Genomic DNA, 18401 nt, shown 5'->3' on the forward strand with positions numbered 1-18401 from the left:
TCCGGACAACCGCGGCCCGACGGCGTCCTGCACGGGCAACGGACGTTTCCCGAAAGGAGGTCGGCGTGAGCGTCGAAAACCGGGAAGAAAACATTCACCAGACCTACCTGGCGCTTCGCGTCGCCATGGTCATGCTCGTGGCGCTGCTGTTCCTCGCCATCCTCTTGCAGTTTCTGTTCGTCAATGACGGTCTGTGCTGGCAGCATTCCATCAGCGCCTACTACTTCACTTCGGTGCGGCCCGTTTTCGTCGGCGTTTTGTGCGCGATCGGCACGGGCATGATCGTCTACCGCGGGAACACCGACTACGAGAACACCGCACTCGACTGCTCGGGGTTCCTGGCGTTCATCGTCGCGTTCGTGCCGACGGAAATCGACGACGCCTGTCTTCCGGTGAACGGGCCGAGCCGGCCCGAGATCGAGGCGGCGGTCAAGACCGATGTCGGTGCGCTGCTCGCGATCGGGGTGGCCGCCACGGTCTTCGGCCTCCTTGCGCGGAAACGCCGGCACGGCCGGTTCGAACGCCCCAAGCCGTACACGTTCATCTCGCACCTGGTGACGCTGGCGGTTTTGGTCTTCGGAATCTGGCTGTACTGGAACAGGCAAGACTGGTTCCGTGACCACGGCCACCTCTACGCGGCGATACCGTTGTTCATCGGGATCGTCATCGTCGTCGTGGCGAACGCCTGGTCCGCCCCCCAAGGGAACTTCACGGTCTGGTACATCGTGGTCGCCGCCTTGATGGGCGGGTCCCTCCTGACCGGAGGAATCCTCTGGGTCGTCGGCGTGCAGCACTGGGCGTTGTGGCTGGAGGCGCTGATCATCCTCTGGTATGCAGTGTTCTGGCTCGTCCAGACGGTGGAACTCGGTGGCGCGGCGAATCGCGCCGAAGCCACCTGAGCGTTGATCCTCATCGCCGCTCCTCGGTCTCCAGGAGGCGAGCCGAGCCGCGCGAGATCTGGTGATCGGCGCCGCGGTGCGGTACAACCGGGAGCGTGGCCGAGCGCGTCCGGCGTCCTGACCCGCACGTTTCCGTCGAGCGTGACGTGCTGGTGCGGTACCTCGACGCGTGGACCGCCACCGTGCTGCGGTCGGCCAAGGGTGGGACCTACGTCGAATGCGGGGAGTTCGCCGCCGAGGCCTTCCGGGTTTTCGGGGAGTTCGCCGACCGGCTGGGGGAGCACCACCTGGAGGTGGTCCTCGTCGGCCGGGCGTCGCCCGGTGGGGCTCCGGGTGGGCTGGTCGTCCGGACCGTCGGTGAACTCGGGGAGGTCGACGTGCGCGGGCCGATGCTCGCGCACCTCTCCGGTGACTGGCCGGCGTCGCTGGTGCGGGGCAAGGCGCACGAGGTCCTGCTGGCCGCCGAACCGGGCGCGGACCACCGGGACCGCTTGAAGGCGGCCGGGCTCGGGTGTGCCGTGGCCGTGGATCTGGTGGCGGACAACGGAAGCGCGAAGACGCTCGTGTTCGCGACCGCCGACGGCCGGCACCTCGCCACCTTCAAGAACGAGCTCTGGGCGGCCGACGAGTTCGCCGGCATCCGGTACCGCGATCCGCGGGACCCCGAAGGCGCGCTCGTCGACATCTCGCTCACCCCGCAGCTGCTGCCGCTGCGGCGGGCGCTGCTGGCGGAACTGGAGCGGAACGGCCCGGCCACCGTTGCCGCCCTCCAGGAATTCACGTTGCTGGAAACGATCTACCGCGCCGAGGACGCCGTCGGGGCGCTCACCGCCGCCGTCGCCGCGGGGCAGGCCGGGCGGGAACCCGAGAAGGGCCGGCTCACCTCCCGGACGGTTCTGAGAGCTGAACCGCGGCCGGAGTGAGCGTCGGGCGCAGGGCGGCGACCACCGCCGTCGTGACGACCAGGTGCATCAGCATCAAGCCGAAGACGTTGGCCGCCGTGGCGCCCGCCGTGAACAGGAGCAGGTCCGGGACCCAGGTCAGGACCAGGACCGCCGGGACGACCACGCGCAGGGCCTGCGGCGCCCGGCGGGCGAGCACGAACCAGCCGATGGTGCCCAGCAGCAGCCCGGCGGCGGTCGCGGGCAGGTAGGACGCGGGGTTCAGGCCCATCGCGATCCCGCCGTCGTCGAGGGCCAGTGCGCCGAGCGCGATGGCCGTGTTCGCCGCGGCCGCCGCCAGCAGGGCGAAGCCGAGGCGGAGGACGGTCATCGAGGTCAGTCGCGGGGTGGTCGTCATCGCTCCTCCTTGGGTTTAACATGCAACCCAAACGGTAGGTTGGGTTGCGTGTTAAAGTCAAGGCGTGCGCGAGGAGGAGCCGGCCCGCTGGCTGGACGACGACGAACGGCGGGCGTGGATCAACCTGGCGAAGGTCCTGCTCACGCTCCCGGGTGCGCTGGAAAGCCAGCTGCTGCGGGACGCCGACCTGACACTGCTGGGCTACATGATCCTGGCCCGGCTGTCGGCCGTGCCCGGGGAAAGCCTGCGGATGAGCGAAATCGCGGAAATGGCCAACGGGTCGCTGCCGCGGATTTCGCACGCCGTCGCGCGCCTGGAAGACCGGGGGTGGGTGGTGCGCGAAGTCTGCACCGGCCAGGGCCGCCGGTTCACCACGGCGACGCTCACCGCGGCCGGGCGCGCGCACCTGGCCGCTTCGGCGCCCGGGCACGTCGCCACCGTCCGCCGCCTGGTGACCGATCCGCTCGGCGACGACTTCGTGCGGCTCGGCGACGCCGTCGCGCGGATCGTGGAAACCCTCGGCCTCCCCACGGAAATCCTGGCACCCGAGTAGGTGTGGAGTTCTCCGGCCGGCCGCGCCACACTGGTCTGCGGTTCCGGAGAACACCCGAGGAGGGGTGCGGGATGCCCACCGCCGTCGAATACGCAGTCGCCGGGCACTGGCACGAGCAGAACGGGTGCGGGAGTGGTCCGCCCGCCCGGGAATTCCCCGCCGGCGGCGTCACTCTCGCCGCCTCGGTGGCGCACCAGGACGTCGTGCCGGCGCCCGCCGAAGGGTTGCTGATCACCGGTTTACCCGTGGCGCTGCTCGTCGCGGCCGTGGTCTGGCGACGGCGGCGCGGAAGCAGAACCACGGCCGAGTAGGGGCCCGTCAACTCCCGCGGTACCGAAGGTCAACCCCGGGCGCATAACGCACCGCAGCCGGGCGGATACGGTGGCCCGGTGCGGGCGGCGTGGACGCGGGTACGGCGGTACGGGGAAGCGCACCCGCAGCTGCTGGACGGCGTGGTGTCGTGGCTGGTCGTCCTCGGCGTCGTGCTGGCCCCCCCGGTACGACTACGCCTCGCACGGCCGGGTTTTCGGGCTTCCCGGCGTGCTGCTCACCGCCGCCGCCATCCTGCCGGTCACGCCGCGCCGCCGGGCGCCGGTGAAGGTATTCCTGCTCTGCCTGGCCGGTTCGCTGGCGTCGGTGATCGCCGGGTACTGAGACGCGTTAAACAACTTCGGCCCGCTGCTCGCCCACTACACCGTTGCGGTGCAACGGTCCCGGCGCGTGTCGGTCGCGGCCGCCGTGCTCGCCACCGTGGTGCAGGCGGCGGGGACGGCCTCCGCGGACCTGGGGCCGCAGTGGCTGCTGGCCGTGCTCGCCGCGTTGTTGAGCGCGACCGTCTGGCCGTCGGCGACATCCGCCGGATCCTCACCGAGCGCAACGCGCGCCTGGAGGTCTTGACCAGGCAGCTCGACCGGGACCGGGAAGCCCGGGCTCGGCGCGCGGTCACCGAGGAGCGGATGCGCATCGCCACCGAACTGCACGACGTCCTCGCGCACCGGTGCCGGCGCTGGGCTCGGCCGTGCCGGCGGCCACTCCGACTTCCGCCGCGTACGACGACAGTTCACCGTCCACACCACCGACGGCTGCGATGCGGTGGACTTCGTCGACTACGGCGCGGGGGCGCCCGGGGGCGGCAACAACGACGACTACGCGGTCGTGCACGACTACTGCGGGGACGGGCACGGCGTGAAGGCGTGGGCCTGGCTCGACGGCGTCCTGATCGGGTCGAAGGACAACGGCAACGGGCTCGCTGGGGACCAGGTCGTCTGGGATCCCTTCAAGGCCTACGGCAACGTCTACGCCGGTGACGTGGCCGGCCTGAAGGTGTGCCTGGTCGACGGCAACGGCGACACCACGCCGGCGAAGTGCGCCTCGAAGACGCACACCAGCGTCGACGGCTGAGCACGGACGGACCGCCGCCCGGGGGAGCTCAGCGGCTCCGGGCGGCGGCCGTGCGGTGGCGGTAGAGGAGCCACACGAAGTAGGGCGCGCCGAGGATCGCGGTCATCAGGCCGGCCGGGAGCTGGCCGGGAGCGAGGACCGTGCGGCCGACGGTGTCGGCCGCGCAGACCAGGATCGCGCCCAGCACCGCGGCGGCGGGCAGCAGGCGGGAATGCCGGCTGCCGACGATCGCCCGGGCCGCGTGCGGGGCGACCAGCCCGACGAACGTCAGCACCCCGATGCCCGCGACCGCCGCGCCGGTCAGCAGGACCGCGCACGACAGCAGCAGCAACCGCGTCCGGGCCACGGGCACGCCCAGCACGCGCGGGGTTTCGTCGTCCAGCGCCAGCAGGTCGAGCTCACGCCGCGTGCGGACCAGCACCGGCGCGACCACCAGCAAGGCCAGCGCCATCGGCACCAGGTGCGGGAAGGCCCGGCCGTAGGTCGAACCACCCAGCCAGGTCAGCGCCTTGGTCTCGTTCCACGGATCGGACAGCGTGATCAGCAGCGTCACCACCGCCTGCGACGCCGCGTGCACGCCGAAACCGATCAGCACCAGGCGTTCGCTGGTGAACCCGCCGCGGGCGGCCACGGCGAAGACCACGGCCATGGCCAGGGCGGCGCCCAGGCCCGCGGAGCCGGTCAGCGTCCAGAACCCGGCCCCGGACACGGCCGTGATCACGGCGACCGCACCGAGGCCCGCGCCGCCGACGACGCCGATCATCCCCGGCTCGGCCAGGGGATTGCGGGCGACCGCCTGGGTGAGCGCGCCGCCCAGCGCCAGTGCCGCGCCCGCCAGCAGCGCGGCCACCACCCGGGGAACGCGGGTGTCCAGCACACCGGTGACGAGCGGCCCCGCCTGCCCGGTGACCCAGTTGACGACGTCGCCCAGCAGCAGTTTCGCGTCCCCGAGCAGCACCGCGCCCACGGCGACGGCGGCCAGCACGAGCACCAGCACCGCCACCGTCACCCGGTACCGGGTCGCGCTCACCCCGCCCCGGGCGCCGGCCGCGGGTGGTTCGGCGGTCGCGGCCGTGATCCGGGCGGTGCGGGCCAGGACCACGAGGAAGAGCGCGCCGAGGATCGTCGTCACGACGCCGGTCGGCACCGCCAGGGCGCGCTGGGGGCCGATGACCGCGCGCAGCAGCACGTCCGCGCCCAGCAGGAGCACCGCGCCGAGCGCCGCGGAGCAGGGGAGCAGCGCCGCGTGCCGGTGCAGGCCCGGCACCACGGTCGCGAGCAGCCGGGCCACCGCCGGTGCGGCGAGGCCGACGAACCCGATCGGGCCGGCCAGCGTCACCGCGGTCGCGGCCAGCAGCACGGCCAGCGCGATCGCGGCGAACCGGGTCCGTCCGATGTGGACACCCAACGTCCGGGCGTGGTCGTCGCCGATCTGGATCAGGTCGAGCCGCCGGGCCAGGCCGAGCAGCACGGCCAGGGCCACGCCGGCCACCGGGCCGAGCGTGCGGATGCCGCCGAGCCCGTTCTGTTCCAGGGAGCCCTCGCCCCACGCGAAGAGGCCGCGGGTTTCCTGGGCGTACAACAGCAGCAGCACCTGGGTCACGGAGATCAGGGCCAGCGCGATCGCGGTGCCCGCCAGCACCAGCCGCACGATCCCGGTGCCCCCGGTGCCGGACAGCGCGAGCACGAACACGGCCGCCGCCAGCCCGCCCGCGAAGGCGATCCCGGTCGCGCCGAGCAGGGGCAGCGAAACGCCGAACGCGGCGACGGCGACCACCGCCAGGTGGGCGCCGGCGTTGACGGCCAGGGTGTCCGGCGACGCCAAGGTGTTGCGGGACACCGACTGCAGCACCGCGCCGGCCACGCCGAGCGCGCCCCCGACGACCAGCGCCGCGAGCAGGCGCGGCAGCCGCGACTCGACGACCACCGCGGTCGTGTCACCGGTCGCGCTGCCGAAGACCAGCCGCAGCACGTCCAGCGGGTCCAGGTTCGCGGTGCCCTGCGTCAGGTGCACGGCCGAACCCAGCAGGATGAGCGCGGCGAGCCCGCCGCCGAGCAGCGCGAGCCGCCCGCGGCGCCGGACGGCGACCGCGGGCGGGCCGGGCTCGGTCAGGGTGACCACGCTACTTCTCGAGCGCGGCGACGGCCGCGTCGACGAACTGCGCCATGGACTTCGGGCCGCCGAACATCCAGAGGGCGTCCGGGAAGCGGTGCACCTTGCCGCTCTTGACGAACGGGAGGTTCGTCCAGATCGCGTTGCCGGCCAGCTGCTGCTGGTAGGGGTCGCCGTCGGCGTTGTTGGCGATGTACCAGAACCGCACGTCGGGCAGCTTGGTCAGGCCTTCGACGTCGGCCTGCGCGAGGCCGTAGACCGCGTCGCCGTCCATCGGCCAGGCGGTCTCGAGGCCGAGCTTGGCGAACACCGCGGAGACCAGCGCGCCCTTGGTGTAGGGGCGGATGCTGACCGAGCCGGAGGTGACGTAGGCGTCGGAGAACGCGACCTTCTGGCCCGCGGCGCCCCGCTTCTCCACCGCGGCCCGGCCGGCGGTCAGCTTCTGCTCGAACTCGGTTTTCAGCTGTGCGGCCCGGGTTTCGGTGCCGGTGGCCTTGGCGATGGTGTCCAGGTTGGCGTACATCCCGGCGATCGGGTCCTTGGCGTTGCCGCCGTTGATGACGATGACCGGGACCTTCGCCTCGATCTGCTCCAGGGCCCCTTCGGTCACGCTGTCGGTGACGACCACGAGGTCCAGGCCCAGCGAGCCGAGCGTGTCGAGGCTCGGTTCGCCGCGGGTGCCGATGTCCTTCGGGGTGCCGTCGAGCTTTTCGGCGCTGACCCACTGGCCGTAGCCCTTGATGTCGGCCACGCCGACCGGCATGACGCCGAGGGAGACGAGGTGCTCGACGGCGTTCCACTCGGTCGCCGCGACGCGCTTGGCCGGGCCGGGCAGCTTCACCTCCTTGCCGCGCGAGTCGACGACGGTGATCGGGCCGGCACCGCCGGTGGCGGCGGCGTTGCTGGTGGGTGCCTCGGTGGTGCCGCAGCCGGCCACGAAGAACGTGGCGGCCGCGGACAGGCCGAGGAGCATCCGGGTGATCCGCATGTTTCTCCTGTTTTTTCTCGGGTCAGACCGACGCGGTGCGCGGTGCCGCGTCGTTGAAGCGGCCGACCGCGCGGGTGTGGATCCGCCCGTCGGCCGGGTCGGCGACGACGTCCACGCGGATGCCGTAGGCGCGGCTGAGGTGTTCGGCCGTCAGCACGTCGGCGGGGGTGCCTTCGGCGGTGACCCGGCCGGCTTCGAGCAGCAGCACCCGGTCGGCGACCGCGGCGGCCTGGTCGAGGTCGTGCAGCACCACGCCGACGCCGACCCCGTGCCGGTCGGCCAGATCGCGGACGACGTCGAGGATCTCGACCTGGTAGCGCAGGTCGAGGAAGGTCGTGGGCTCGTCGAGCAGCAGCAGCGCGGTGTCCTGGGCCAGGCAGGCGGCGAGCCAGACCCGCTGCGCCTGCCCACCGGACAGCGCCTGCACGGGCCGGTCGGCGAGGGCGGACAGCCCGGTCAGCGCCATCGCCCGCTCGACGGCGGCGTGCCCTTCGGGATCGCGGCCGCCCCAGCGGGACCGGTGCGGGTGCCTGCCGAACTCGACCAGTTCCCGGACGCAGACCCCGCCGGGCGCGGTCCGGTGCTGCGACAGCAGGGTGATCCGCTTGGCGATGTCCTTTCCGGACAGTGCGCGCAGGTCGGCGCCGTCGGCGAAGGTGACGGACCCGGCGACCGGCGGGTGCAGCCGGGCGAGCGCCCGCAGCAGCGTCGACTTCCCGCTGCCGTTCGGGCCGATCAGCGCGGTGACGGTCCCGGCCTGCAGGGAAAGGGAAGCGGCACGCACGACGACGTCGCTGCCGTAGGCGACGTCGACCTCCTGGGCGTGCACGCCGGAGCGGGGGACAAGGGACACAGGGAGGACCATAAGGTCAGGCTTACCTAACCTACAAGGTGGCGGACGGCACAATTCGGACGCCGTTGACGACCGTGACCGCGGTCACCTAATCTCACCGGCCCTCGACGGGCTCACCACGAACGGCCGGGCCAACCCACTCGGGATTCCCGGAGCGGCCCCCGTATTCGGCTGGCAGATCTCCTCGTCGCGTCGGGCGGTCACGCAAACCGCCTACGAGCTCGAGGTCGGCCGGACGCCGGGAGCCGCCGATGTCTGGCGTTCCGGCCGGGTCAGGTCGGCGCAGCAGGTCGACGTCGCCTATCGCGGGCCGGATCTCGCCTCCGGCGTCCGGTACTTCTGGCGCGTCCGCAGCTGGGACGACCAGGGGCCCCGAGCCGGTGGAGCCGGCCCGCGTGGTTCGAGACCGGGCTGCTCACCGCGGCCGACTGGGGCTCCGCGGCCTGGATCGGCAAACCGGCGCCGTCGTACGACCAGTGGACCGACTACACCGTCACCGAGGACTTCCGGCTGGACAACCTGGCCTTCGGGACCTTCCTCCGGGCCCGGGACGCCGGCAACGCCTACATGTGGCAGCTCAACGTCGGCGACTCCGCGACGTCCGTGCCGCTGCTGCGTCCGCACCTGCGTGTCAACGGCGGCTACTCGGTACTGGCCGAAGTGGACCTGCGGCCGTTCGGGTTCACCCGGGCCGGCCTGCTGGCCGGGACGCACACCGTGGCCTACACCGTCGACGGCACCACCATCCGGACCACTTTGGACGGTGTCGTCGTCGACACCCGCACGGTCACCGGCTTCCCGAGCGGGCGGGCCGGCCTGCGCACCTACGACGCGGAATCGGTCACCGTCACCAAGTTCGCCGTCACCAAACCGGACGGCAGCGTGCTGGCGAACCCCGAATTCGCGGTGCCCAACCCGTTCACCGGCGGCAGCATCGACCACGGCGCACTGACCGTCACCGGCAGCACCGACGCCCTGTTCGCCGGCCGCGACTCCTTCGAACCGCTGCTGCGGACGTCGTTCTCGACCACGCCCGGCAAGCGCGTGGCCCAGGCCCGCGTGTACGCGTCGGCGCACGGCGTCTACCAGCTCACGCTCAACGGCCGCAAGGTCGGCGACCAGTACCTCGCGCCCGGCTACACCGAGTACGCCAAGCGGATCCAGTCCCAGACCTACGACGTCACCGAGCTGGTCCGGGCGGGCGCGAACGGGTTCGGGGCCGCGCTCGGCGACGGGTGGTGGGCCGGGAAGATCGGGCTCGCCGGCAAGGGCCAGTACGGTACCGACCTGGCGCTCGTCGCCCGGCTGAAGATCACCTACGCCGACGGCGGCGTGCAGTGGGTCGACACGGCACCGGGCTGGAAGTGGAGCACCGGCCCGTTCGCGGCGACCGACAACCAGCTCGGCGAGACCTACGACGCCCGGCTCGAACAGCCCGGCTGGGCGGCCGCCGGGTTCGACGACTCGGCGTGGGCGCCGGTCGTCACCCGGCCCTCGGACACGGTGAAGCTGTCGCCGCAGCCGGACGAGCCGGTGCGGGAAACCCAGGTCCTCGCCACGAAAGCGGTCAGCCACCCCGCGCCGGTGGTGACCGTGTACGACCTCGGCCAGAACATGGTCGGCGTCGCCCGGGTGAAGCTCACCGGCAAGGCGGGGGAGACGGTCAAGCTGCGGCACGCCGAGGTACTCAACCCCGACGGCACGATGTACGTGGCGAACCTGCGGGCGGCGACCGCCACGGACTACTACCGGTTCGCGAAGGACGGCACGAGCACCTACCAGCCGACCTTCACCCAGCACGGTTTCCGCTACCTCGAGGTCACCGGGCTCGCCACGCCGCCGGCCGCCGCGGACGTGCGGGGCGTCGTGTGGGGTTCGGACCTGCGCCGCACCGGCACGCTGGGGACGTCCGACGGCATGCTGAACCAGCTGCTCAGCAACGTTTCCTGGGGCGCGCGGGGCAATTTCCTCTCGATCCCGACCGACACCCCGGCCCGCGACGAGCGACTGGGCTGGACCGGTGACATCAACATCTTCGCGCCGACGGCGAGCTACCTCAGCGACACCCGGGCCTTCCTCGGGAAGTGGCTGACCGACGTCCGTGACGAGCAGAAGAGCAGCGGGTCGATCCCGGCGGTCGTCCCGTCGACGAATGGTGCGTTCGACGAAAGCGGCGTCGGCTGGGAAGACGCGCTGATCACCGTGCCGTATGCCCTGTGGCACGCCTATGGCGACGCGCAGGTGCTGCGCGACAACTACGACGCCATGAGCCGCTTCTTCGCCTACGCCCGCGCGAGTGCCGGGCCGGACAACCTGGAGACCGGGCGGCTGACGTTCTTCACCAACGACTGGCTCAACCTCGACGACCCCTCGGACCAGGGCGTGCTCGGCACCGCGATCTGGGCGCAGGACGTCCGGATGATGGCGGAGATGGCGGCCGCGGTGGGCCGGACCGCCGAAGCGGCCGAGTACGGCAAACTGGACAACGACGTCCGTACCGCGTTCACCCGCGCCTATGTGGCGGCGGACGGGACGGTGCTGGGCGATTCGCAGACCGGGTACGCCCTGGCGCTCGGCATGGACCTCGTCACCGATCCGGCGCTGAAGGCCAAGGCGGGGGCGAAGTACGTGGCGAAGCTCGCCCAGAGCGACAACCACCTCAAGACCGGGTTCATCGGGACGCCGTGGCTGATGCCGGCCCTGACGAACATCGGCCGCGACGACCTCGCCTACACGCTGGTGTCCAAACAGGACTACCCGTCGTGGGGGTACGAGATCGCCAAGGGCGCGACCACCGTGTGGGAACGCTGGAACTCGATCCAGCCCGACGGCACGTTCGGGCCGGTGGACATGAATTCGTTCACCTCGGCGGCGGGCTCACCCACGCCGAAGGCGCCATCGACACCGTCTACGGGCGGTTGTCGAATGCCTGGAGCGTCACCGGTGGCGGGCTGACGATGGACGTGACCGTGCCCGCCGGCACCACCGCCGAAGTGGTGATCCCGGCGGGCAACGTGACCGAGTCGGGCAAGCCGGTGCGGTGGGCCCCGGGTGTTTCGAGCGTGACGTACGACGCGGGGAAGAAGGCCACGGTCGTGGTCGTCGGGTCCGGGAGTTACCGCTTCCGGGGCTCGAAGTAGGCGAGGTAGAGGTCGCGCGCGACGAGGCTGACCGCGAGGTGGTCGGCGAGCGGGTCGAAGAAGGCGTTGCGGTACTTGGCATCGGTCACCGTCGAGGCGGCGAAGTACAGGCCGGAGAACGCGGCGATGAACAGCGAAACCTGCAGCAGCTCCTGCGGGATCGGCAGCTGGATGCCGAACAGCGTGCCGCCGGCGGGGTCGCGGCCGATCCACGCCTTGATCACCGCGTGCTGCACCGCGACGATCCCGAAGACCACGAAGAAGACGAACACGAGGGTGGCGAGCACGAAGGTCTGCAGCACCTGGGTCAGGACGAGGACGAGGATCATGTTCGCCCGTTCCAGCTTGGTGAGCGGGAGCCGTTCGGGGACGTCGTCGGCGAGGAAGGGCGCCAGCGGCGTTTCGCGCAGCTTGTCGAGGCCGACGGGCGCGGTGCGCGACTGGGTCAGCCGGGTGACCTCGTCCTTGAGCGCCGCGAGCAGGAAGACGACGGCGACCACGGCGAGCAGCCCGACGACCAGCCACATCCGCTGCCGCGGCAGGGCGGCGCCGACCTGCCAGATCTCGGTGGTGAAGAACCCGAACACGGTGAACAGCAGCAGGAGCGGCAGCGCCCGGCTGGTCAGCTCGCCGAGCAGCCGCGTCTGCCGGTAGGCGGCCCGCAGCGCCCAGCCGACGATCGACCCGACCCCGACGAAGGCGGCGGCGAACAATCCGACCAGGATCGCGAGCTGGGTGCCGAAGCCGAGCGGCATCGAGTCGCCGTCGACGATCCAGTCGGCCACGGGCACGACGACCACGAACACCGCGGCCATCACCGCCGCGGGCACGGTACCGCCGCGGTCGACCAGCTTGCGCCGCACCCACCGCGCGGTGAGCCACGACCCGAGGGCCGGGAAGACGACCAGGCTCAGCAGCAGCCCGGTGTACCCGAGGGCGTAGAGGTCGTTTTCCATGAGCCGGTCGAAGTCCGCATCGGTCCGGCCGTCCACAGCGGACAGCACGGCGGTGAGCACCCGCCAGGCCGCAACGAACACGACGGCGGGCCCGACGCGCACCAGCAGCTGCGCAGGCCGCCCCCGCACCACGGCGGGCAAGCCTCGCCGCCGAAACCACTGCTCAACGGCTTCGACGCCGCGTTCGTCCGCCATGTTCGCCTCCTGATCGGCGCGGCCGCCGCCGGGATGCTAGCGCGGGCCGGCTGTGGGGCACGGCGGGGTGGGCGGCACGGCTGGGTGGGTCGCGTGGCGGGGTGGGCGGCATGGCCGGGTGGGCGACACGGCGGGGTTGCCGGGCTGGTGGGCCGCGCGGCGAGGTGGGGTGCGCGGCGGGTGGGCCGCGCACCTGGTAGGCCGCACGGCCGGGTGGGCGGCACGGGGGATGAGGGCGCACCGTGAGGTGGGCGCGAAAGCCGGGTGGGCGGCGCGGCCGGGGGCCGCGCGGCAGGATGAGTCGCACGGCCGGTGGGCCGCACGGCCGGTGGGCCGCAAGGCGGGGTGGCCCGCATAGCGAGGTGGACCGCGGATGGGCGGGCCGGAACGCCCCACGCCGTACCGACTGGCTGGTATGTTGGCCCCGTGATCGAAGCGGCGCGCCGGACCTGGCGACTCATCGAGCCCTACCACGGCATGATCTACTTCGCTCCGGAAGCCGCCGCGGCGTACCAGGAGCTCGGCCTCAGCGGCCGCGCGGGCTACTTCGCGTCGAGGTCGGCGGCGCTGGGTGCGGTCCCGGCTTCGGTCGTGGTCGCGACCTTCTACAACTTCAACCCCGCTCTCGTCCGGGAGTCGATCACCGCCGCGCGGGCCGCCACCGAGCCGGACGCCGTCCTGGCCGCGCGCTACGCCGCCGCCGATCGGGCGCTGCGCGGCGCCCTGGGCGACGCGATCGGCTCTCCGGAGATGCACCGGGCGGCCACTCTGCTGCGCGAGGCCGCCGAGGCCGTCGCCGACGACGTTGTCGGCCGCCCGCTGTACGCCGCCCACGCGGCCCTTCCGTGGCCCACCGAACCCCACCTGGTCCTGTGGCACGCGCAGACCCTGCTCCGGGAGTACCGCGGCGACGCCCACATCGCGGCCCTGCTGACGGCAGGCCTGAGCGGCGTCGAAGCGCTCGTCACCCACGCTGCTTCCGGTGCTGTCCCGGCGGAAACCCTGCGTACTTCCCGGTCGTGGTCCGAAGAGGACTGGAGCCGCGCCGTCGACGGCCTCCGTGAGCGGGACTGGCTCACCGGTGATGCCGAGCCGACGTTCACGCCCACGGGTGCGGCCCGCCGGGCGGAACTCGAGAAGGCGACCGACGAGAACAGCGTGGCGCCGTATGCGCACATCGGCGAATCCGCGTGTGCCGAACTGCAGGAACTGGTGCGGCCGTTCAGCCGGGCGTTGGCGGAGAAGTTCATGCCCTGGGTGCTCGCGAGGCAGTAGCCGCGAGCGTCGGGAGGCGGAAAATGGATCACCCGCGACCGGACCGAGCCGGTCGTGGCGGTCGCCGAGCCGCGCGCGATCGACGGGACGGCGACCACCTGGGGACCGCTGACGTTCGTGGACGCTCCGGAACTGGTCGCCGTGCTGGCGGAGTTCCCGGCGTTCCGGGTGCTGACCCCGGCCGACCTGGCCGGGCCGTTCGACGCGGACACGTGGCCCGGGTACGCCCCCGAAGATCTGAAGTACTGGGCTCCGGCCGATCTGGGCGAGGTGCTCTTCAACTACCGGGATTGACCCGGAGGGTTCACGCGCCGAAGGCCGCCGCGTGGTCGCGCGCCCACTCCGCGAGGGTGCGGGCCGGCCGTCCGGTCACCTGCTCCACGGCCGGCCGCACCACGTCGGGCGTTTCGACCGTGTCCGACCAGTGGCCGAGGAGCATCGAGATGATGTCCTCGCCGACGCCGTAGGAATGCATCTCGGCGCGGAACTCGTCCGGCGTGTTCTCGGTGAACCTCAGCTCCCGGTCGATGGCCGTGCCGATCGTGTTGAGCTGCTCGACCCGGCTCAGCGCCTGCGGACCGGTCATGGGGTAGTGCCGGCCGGCGTGTCCCGGTTCGGTCAGCGCCACGGCGGCGACGGCGGCGATGTCGGCCTCGTGGATCGGGGCCTGCGCGGAGGTCGGGTAGGGGCCGGTCACTCCGCCGGTGTAGCGGATGGGCCGGGCCCACGCCAGCAGATTGCCGGCGAAGGTGCCGGGCCGCAGGATCGTCCAGGCCGCGCCGCTGTCGCGGACGGCGTCCTCGACCGCGGAGTGGTGCACCTGGCTGGCCGACCCGCGGTCACGCTCGTGTTCGAGTGCCGCGGCGAGCGAGGAGAGCAGGACCAGGTGCGCGACGCCCGCGGCCGCGGCCGCCTTGACGAATCCGGCCACCCCCGCCACCGGGAAGACGAACGCGCTGTCGACACCGTCGAACAGTCCCTCCGGTGGCGCCGCGGTCAGGTCGCCGGCGACCAGCTCCACCATCTCGGGCAGGCCGGCCTTCTCGGGGGTGCGGGTCAGCGCCCTCACCCGGTGCCCGGCGGCGAGCAGTTCGCCGACCAGGTGGCGGCCGATCGTGCCGGTGGCGCCGGTGACGAGGACGGTCTTGGGGCTGGGCGTGGTGGTCGTGTTCATGAGGTGAAGGATGCCGGGTATTGCGGCAAGATCTTTGCCGCGATTCACCACATCATGGAGACATGTCGAACCCGGCTTCCCGCCTGCTGGCGTTGCTGACCCTGCTGCAGACGCGCTCGTCGTGGACCGGCGCCGAGCTGGTCGACCGGCTCGGCACGAGCCCCCGCACGGTGCGCTACGACATCCGGAAGCTGCGTGACCTCGGCTACCCCGTCGAAGCGGCCCCCGGGGTGGCCGGCGGCTACCGGCTGCGCCCCGGAACCGCGCTGCCTCCGCTGCAGCTCGACGACGACGAGGCCGTGGCCATCGTCATCGCGTTGCGGATGGCCACCGGCGCCGGCACCACCGACCTCGGCGAAGCCGCCGGAACCGCGCTGGTGAAACTCGAGCAGGTACTGCCACGCCGGCTGCGGGGACGGGTCGCCGCCATGCGCGACTACACGCAGGCGGCGCGGGCCCCCGGCGGCGTCGCCCCCGACCTGCTGATCTTCCTCACCGCCGCCTGCCGCGACCACCGCCGCGTCCGCTTCGGCTACCTGACCCGCGAAGGCAAGGCGACCCACCGTGAGGTGGAACCGCATCGCGTCGTCCAGGTGGGGCGGCGGTGGTACCTCGTCGCCTTCGACTCCGGCCGCGGCGACTGGCGGCAGTTCCGCCTCGACCGGATGACCGTGAACCGCCCGGAAGGCGCGACGTTCACCCCGCGCGAGGCCCCGTCCGCCACCGACGTGCTGCACGGCATCGACTCGGCCTTCGCCCGCCATCGCGCCGTCGTCCTGGTCGGCGCACCCGCCGCCGAGATCATCGCCAGAGTACCGGCGGCCGTCCCCGTCGAGGTGGTGGACGAGCATCGCTGCCGCGTGCACGCCACCGCCGAGTCACCGGCCGCGCTCGCCCTCAACCTGCTGATGCTGGACGCGGATTTCGTCCTCGAACAGTCCTCACCCGACCTCGACGCCGCGCTCGACACCCTCCGCCGGCGGCTCGGGTAACCCCGCCACGCGCTCTTCGCCGTGAGCGCGCGGTTCCGGCGCGGCCGAATTCGATCGCCGCGGCAGGTGACTCCGGGCTACGCTCGCCAGGAACCCGCCCAAGGCGCAGCTACCCGGTAAGGGTGCGTCCTGCCCGTCGCACGGTGAGGGTGGCAGCCCGTTCGAGCCGGGCCGGGTCCGGGGAACCCACGCCTCGGCGGGAGGTGTCGGGGTTCCCGCCGAGCGGCTTGAGAGTTTGCCTCTCAGCGGTGGTGATCGCGGGCATAGCGGGCCGGCGTCTGGCCGTAGTAGCGGCGGAATGTTCGGATGAAGTGGCTGCTGTCGGCGAACTGCCAGCGTGCCGCGATCTCGGAAACCGTGCTGGGGGAGGGCGAGAGGAGCGCGCGGCGCGCCTGCTCGAGACGCCGTCGGCGGATGTACGCCGCGACGGGCTCGCCGGTTGACGCGAAGGCCCGGTGCAGGGTGCGCAGCGAGACCTTGAGGCGGCTCGCCAGCAGCGCCGGTGTCAGGTCCGGGTTGGTGAGCAGGCGATCCGCGAGGTTCCTGGCCGCGTGGACCAGCGGGCCGGGCTCGGTGCCGTCGACATATCCGTGCAAGACCCCGCGCACCAGCTCGACCAACGCGTTGCGGCTCGCGTGGACGCCCTCATCGCTGAGGTCGCCGAGCGTCGCCTGGACGACACGTGTGTGGGCCAGGAGCACACGAACCTCCGCGGCGGCGGCCGGGCCGGTCGCTTGCGTGCTGCCGTCGAACACGCTCAGCGCCTCGGCGGGCAGACCGATCACCTGGGCGGAAGTGCCCGCAGCGACGTCGTAACCGGTCAGCCCGATCGATCGGCTCAGCAGAAACTGGCCGGCCTCGACCGCCATCGTGTCGCGTTCGCGTTCGAGGATGTAGGCGCCCCGGTGCACCACGTACATCCGCAGTTCGCCGTTGTCGGGAAACGCGGAATCGACCCGGACCCGGGTGGCGGTCTCGAAGTCCGTGATGGCTGAGTCCCCGACGCGGGAGGCGCGGCCGCGAACGGTGGCACCAGCGGTGGCTTCGTGGCTGAAGGCGGGCAACGTGAAACCGTCGCCGATCTGCTCTTCCCAGCCGTCGCGGAAGGCGTCCACACCGAACCGCTCGGTGTCCAGCCGAACCGAGCCGCGTACCGGGTCCATCGGGCCATCCAATCACATGGCACGCATCGTCGATCGATCCGGCGCTGGTGTTCAAGACCGCGGCGGCACCGGACTTCTAGGGTCGGGATGTGGATCCGAAAACCTATCTGCACCTCTACTTGCAGCAGGTGCGCGACGTACTGGTGTGGAAGCTCGACGGCCTTTCCGAGTACGACGCACGCCGACCGCTCACCCCGACCGGCACCAACCTGCTCGGACTGGTGAAGCACCTGACGGGCAACGAGTTCGGCTACTTCGGCGAAGTCTTCGACCGACCCGCCGACGCGGCGGAGTGGCTGGTCGACCGCACTCAATCGGAAGACTTCCTCGTCCGCCCGGAGGAGACGAGCGAGGAGGTCATCGCAGAGTACAAGCGGTCGTGGAAACACGCCGACGCCACCATCGCGGCGCTTGATCTCGACTCACCCGGCCAGGTGCCACACTTTCCCGAAGGCATGCGAGAGGTGACCCTGCAGTGGATGCTCGTCCACATGATCACCGAGACCTGCCGGCACGCCGGTCACGCCGATATCGTCCGTGAGCTCATCGATGGCAGCGCCGGTTACCACCCGACGGTGACCAACCTGCCCGAGGGGTGGTCCGAGTTGCACAACCGTGTCGAGGCCGCGGCCCGGGAGGCCGCGAACTTCGAGGTCGAGGAACGCGATCCCGCCGGCCGTCACCGGTGAGAGATGGTCGCCGCGCCGGCCCGAGGGCCGCGCCTGTGGGTAAGAATACCCATGCCGGCATGGGAAAACCCGGTCGCTTGCGGACGACGTCACCGGGCAGAACCATGAGAACCCATGAGACGCAACAAGATGAGCCGGATCCGCCGAGGACTGGTCGCGCTGGGGGCCGCCGCACTGGCGACGATCGGCGTGGCCGCGCCGGCCTCCGCCGACTCCGAGGGGCCGTGGTGCTTCAAGTGGCGAGGGCAGGTGATCTGCGTTCCGGTGCACCTCGACTGGAACTGGGAGCTCGGGTGCCCGCAGTGCGGCCTGGCGGTCGACTGGCTGCCCGACCCGCAGGAGGTCGTGGGCCGGCAGATCGCGCTGGGGCTGGGTGATCTCAGTACTGCGGGCCGCACCCTCGACCCGGTGCGGCGGGCCCAGTTGCGGGCCGCGGCGTTCGACAAGTTCACCCAGGCCGCCCAGGCGAGTCCGGGCGCCCGGCCGTTCCCGGCGCGGGCCGGCTTCATCGACGAGCTCGGTACCGTCAAACCACAGCCGGAGCCGTGGCTGCAGGCCGCCGCTCAGGACATCTCCGTCGGCGTCGGGTACATCCAGCTCGCGCTGAACGACTGGACCGGTGGCGGAGCCGGGTTCCGCCAGCAGGCCGTCGCGAAGCTCGACGAGGCCTACGCGGAGCTGGCCCACGCACAGGTGATCGGCACCTGACGC

At 71.9% G+C, this 18401-nt stretch carries 20 protein-coding genes and 1 pseudogene; 13 read left to right on the forward strand and 8 right to left on the reverse strand.

Features of this window, described 5'->3' with window-relative positions:
- Positions 1-65: 65 nt before the first annotated feature.
- Together ACWEF6_RS18925 and ACWEF6_RS18930 are read left to right on the forward strand one after the other, a co-directional pair.
- Positions 66-899 (forward strand): hypothetical protein, encoded by an 834-nt coding sequence (locus ACWEF6_RS18925; RefSeq protein ID WP_449684133.1) that lies wholly within the window; start codon positions 66-68, stop codon positions 897-899.
- 95 nt (positions 900-994) lie between these two features.
- Complete coding sequence (locus ACWEF6_RS18930; protein WP_449684134.1) at positions 995-1822, forward strand: hypothetical protein; 828 nt, start codon at positions 995-997, stop codon at positions 1820-1822.
- Here the strand turns inward: ACWEF6_RS18930 and ACWEF6_RS18935 are convergent.
- Positions 1779-2198: a DUF6069 family protein gene (locus ACWEF6_RS18935; protein ID WP_310977034.1), complete on the reverse strand. Its 420-nt coding sequence runs from the start codon at positions 2196-2198 to the stop codon at positions 1779-1781. The genes ACWEF6_RS18930 and ACWEF6_RS18935 overlap by 44 nt on opposite strands.
- 64 nt (positions 2199-2262) lie before the next feature.
- Between ACWEF6_RS18935 and ACWEF6_RS18940 the strand changes: the two genes are divergently transcribed.
- Entirely contained in the window at positions 2263-2751 is a 489-nt protein-coding gene (locus ACWEF6_RS18940; protein ID WP_449684135.1) for a MarR family winged helix-turn-helix transcriptional regulator, read from the forward strand.
- Positions 2752-2822: 71 nt separating this feature from the next.
- Positions 2823-3062 (forward strand): hypothetical protein, encoded by a 240-nt coding sequence (locus ACWEF6_RS18945; RefSeq protein WP_449684136.1) that lies wholly within the window; start codon positions 2823-2825, stop codon positions 3060-3062.
- Between the two features lie 378 nt (positions 3063-3440).
- On the opposite strand, the gene ACWEF6_RS18950 is transcribed toward ACWEF6_RS18945, so the two are convergent.
- A complete protein-coding gene (locus tag ACWEF6_RS18950; RefSeq protein ID WP_449684137.1) occupies positions 3441-3746 on the reverse strand; it encodes a hypothetical protein in 306 nt (101 codons plus the stop codon).
- A 97-nt stretch (positions 3747-3843) separates the two neighbouring features.
- On the opposite strand from ACWEF6_RS18950, the gene ACWEF6_RS18955 reads away from it, so the two are divergent.
- The gene (locus tag ACWEF6_RS18955) at positions 3844-4152 is read left to right on the forward strand and encodes a hypothetical protein (RefSeq protein WP_449684138.1); all 309 of its coding nucleotides are present in this window, start codon (positions 3844-3846) and stop codon (positions 4150-4152) included.
- Between the two features lie 28 nt (positions 4153-4180).
- Here ACWEF6_RS18955 and ACWEF6_RS18960 read toward each other — a convergent pair whose 3' ends face one another.
- Genes ACWEF6_RS18960 through ACWEF6_RS18970 form a run of 3 tightly spaced genes read right to left on the reverse strand, consistent with a single transcriptional unit; the run spans position 4181 to position 8106 of the window.
- The gene (locus tag ACWEF6_RS18960) at positions 4181-6274 is read right to left on the reverse strand and encodes an iron ABC transporter permease (RefSeq protein ID WP_449684139.1); all 2094 of its coding nucleotides are present in this window, start codon (positions 6272-6274) and stop codon (positions 4181-4183) included.
- 1 nt (position 6275) lies between these two features.
- On the reverse strand, positions 6276-7253 hold the full coding sequence (locus ACWEF6_RS18965; RefSeq protein WP_449684140.1) for an ABC transporter substrate-binding protein: 978 nt from the start codon (positions 7251-7253) through the stop codon (positions 6276-6278).
- A 22-nt stretch (positions 7254-7275) separates the two neighbouring features.
- Entirely contained in the window at positions 7276-8106 is an 831-nt protein-coding gene (locus tag ACWEF6_RS18970; RefSeq protein WP_449684141.1) for an ABC transporter ATP-binding protein, read from the reverse strand.
- A 145-nt stretch (positions 8107-8251) separates the two neighbouring features.
- Between ACWEF6_RS18970 and ACWEF6_RS18975 the strand changes: the two are divergent.
- The 3 genes and pseudogenes from ACWEF6_RS18975 to ACWEF6_RS18985 all read left to right on the forward strand — a co-directional run.
- A pseudogene (locus ACWEF6_RS18975) lies at positions 8252-8419 on the forward strand (glycoside hydrolase family 78 protein); the annotation flags it as partial.
- A gap of 254 nt (positions 8420-8673) precedes the next feature.
- Positions 8674-11061, forward strand: coding sequence for a family 78 glycoside hydrolase catalytic domain (locus ACWEF6_RS18980; protein WP_449684142.1), 2388 nt, complete (start codon positions 8674-8676; stop codon positions 11059-11061).
- The gene (locus ACWEF6_RS18985; protein WP_449684143.1) at positions 11025-11246 is read left to right on the forward strand and encodes an alpha-L-rhamnosidase C-terminal domain-containing protein; all 222 of its coding nucleotides are present in this window, start codon (positions 11025-11027) and stop codon (positions 11244-11246) included. Before ACWEF6_RS18980 ends, ACWEF6_RS18985 begins: the two co-directional genes overlap by 37 nt.
- Here ACWEF6_RS18985 and ACWEF6_RS18990 read toward each other — a convergent pair.
- Positions 11222-12397, reverse strand: a complete 1176-nt coding sequence (locus tag ACWEF6_RS18990; RefSeq protein WP_449684144.1) for a hypothetical protein — start codon at positions 12395-12397, stop codon at positions 11222-11224. The genes ACWEF6_RS18985 and ACWEF6_RS18990 overlap by 25 nt on opposite strands.
- Before the next feature lie 426 nt (positions 12398-12823).
- On the opposite strand from ACWEF6_RS18990, the gene ACWEF6_RS18995 reads away from it, so the two are divergent.
- The gene (locus ACWEF6_RS18995; protein ID WP_449684145.1) at positions 12824-13672 is read left to right on the forward strand and encodes an SCO6745 family protein; all 849 of its coding nucleotides are present in this window, start codon (positions 12824-12826) and stop codon (positions 13670-13672) included.
- A gap of 54 nt (positions 13673-13726) precedes the next feature.
- Positions 13727-13966 (forward strand): hypothetical protein, encoded by a 240-nt coding sequence (locus ACWEF6_RS19000; protein WP_449684146.1) that lies wholly within the window; start codon positions 13727-13729, stop codon positions 13964-13966.
- Positions 13967-13976: 10 nt separating this feature from the next.
- Here the strand turns inward: ACWEF6_RS19000 and ACWEF6_RS19005 are convergent, their stop codons facing one another.
- Complete coding sequence (locus tag ACWEF6_RS19005; RefSeq protein WP_449684147.1) at positions 13977-14846, reverse strand: SDR family oxidoreductase; 870 nt, start codon at positions 14844-14846, stop codon at positions 13977-13979.
- A gap of 62 nt (positions 14847-14908) precedes the next feature.
- Here ACWEF6_RS19005 and ACWEF6_RS19010 point away from each other — a divergent pair, with 62 nt between their 5' ends.
- Complete coding sequence (locus ACWEF6_RS19010; protein WP_449684148.1) at positions 14909-15838, forward strand: helix-turn-helix transcriptional regulator; 930 nt, start codon at positions 14909-14911, stop codon at positions 15836-15838.
- A 242-nt stretch (positions 15839-16080) separates the two neighbouring features.
- Here the strand turns inward: ACWEF6_RS19010 and ACWEF6_RS19015 are convergent, their stop codons facing one another.
- Positions 16081-17001: a helix-turn-helix domain-containing protein gene (locus ACWEF6_RS19015; RefSeq protein ID WP_449684149.1), complete on the reverse strand. Its 921-nt coding sequence runs from the start codon at positions 16999-17001 to the stop codon at positions 16081-16083.
- A gap of 89 nt (positions 17002-17090) precedes the next feature.
- Between ACWEF6_RS19015 and ACWEF6_RS19020 the strand changes: the two genes are divergently transcribed.
- Both ACWEF6_RS19020 and ACWEF6_RS19025 read left to right on the forward strand, forming a co-directional pair.
- Positions 17091-17690, forward strand: coding sequence for a DinB family protein (locus ACWEF6_RS19020; protein ID WP_449684150.1), 600 nt, complete (start codon positions 17091-17093; stop codon positions 17688-17690).
- A gap of 114 nt (positions 17691-17804) precedes the next feature.
- On the forward strand, positions 17805-18398 hold the full coding sequence (locus ACWEF6_RS19025) for a hypothetical protein (protein ID WP_449684151.1): 594 nt from the start codon (positions 17805-17807) through the stop codon (positions 18396-18398).
- Positions 18399-18401: the final 3 nt, after the last annotated feature.

It is taken from the genome of Amycolatopsis sp. NPDC004772, assembly GCF_053601215.1.

Coding starts and splice junctions, on each gene's coding strand:
- ACWEF6_RS18965 (WP_449684140.1), bottom strand. CDS start 7,253: ATGCGGATCACCCGGATGCTCCTCGGCCTGTCCGCGGCCGCCACGTTC.
- ACWEF6_RS19005 (WP_449684147.1), bottom strand. CDS start 14,846: ATGAACACGACCACCACGCCCAGCCCCAAGACCGTCCTCGTCACCGGC.
- ACWEF6_RS19010 (WP_449684148.1), top strand. CDS start 14,909: ATGTCGAACCCGGCTTCCCGCCTGCTGGCGTTGCTGACCCTGCTGCAG.
- ACWEF6_RS19025 (WP_449684151.1), top strand. CDS start 17,805: ATGAGACGCAACAAGATGAGCCGGATCCGCCGAGGACTGGTCGCGCTG.
- ACWEF6_RS18980 (WP_449684142.1), top strand. CDS start 8,674: ATGTGGCAGCTCAACGTCGGCGACTCCGCGACGTCCGTGCCGCTGCTG.
- ACWEF6_RS18990 (WP_449684144.1), bottom strand. CDS start 12,397: ATGGCGGACGAACGCGGCGTCGAAGCCGTTGAGCAGTGGTTTCGGCGG.
- ACWEF6_RS18935 (WP_310977034.1), bottom strand. CDS start 2,198: ATGACGACCACCCCGCGACTGACCTCGATGACCGTCCTCCGCCTCGGC.
- ACWEF6_RS18945 (WP_449684136.1), top strand. CDS start 2,823: ATGCCCACCGCCGTCGAATACGCAGTCGCCGGGCACTGGCACGAGCAG.
- ACWEF6_RS19015 (WP_449684149.1), bottom strand. CDS start 17,001: ATGGACCCGGTACGCGGCTCGGTTCGGCTGGACACCGAGCGGTTCGGT.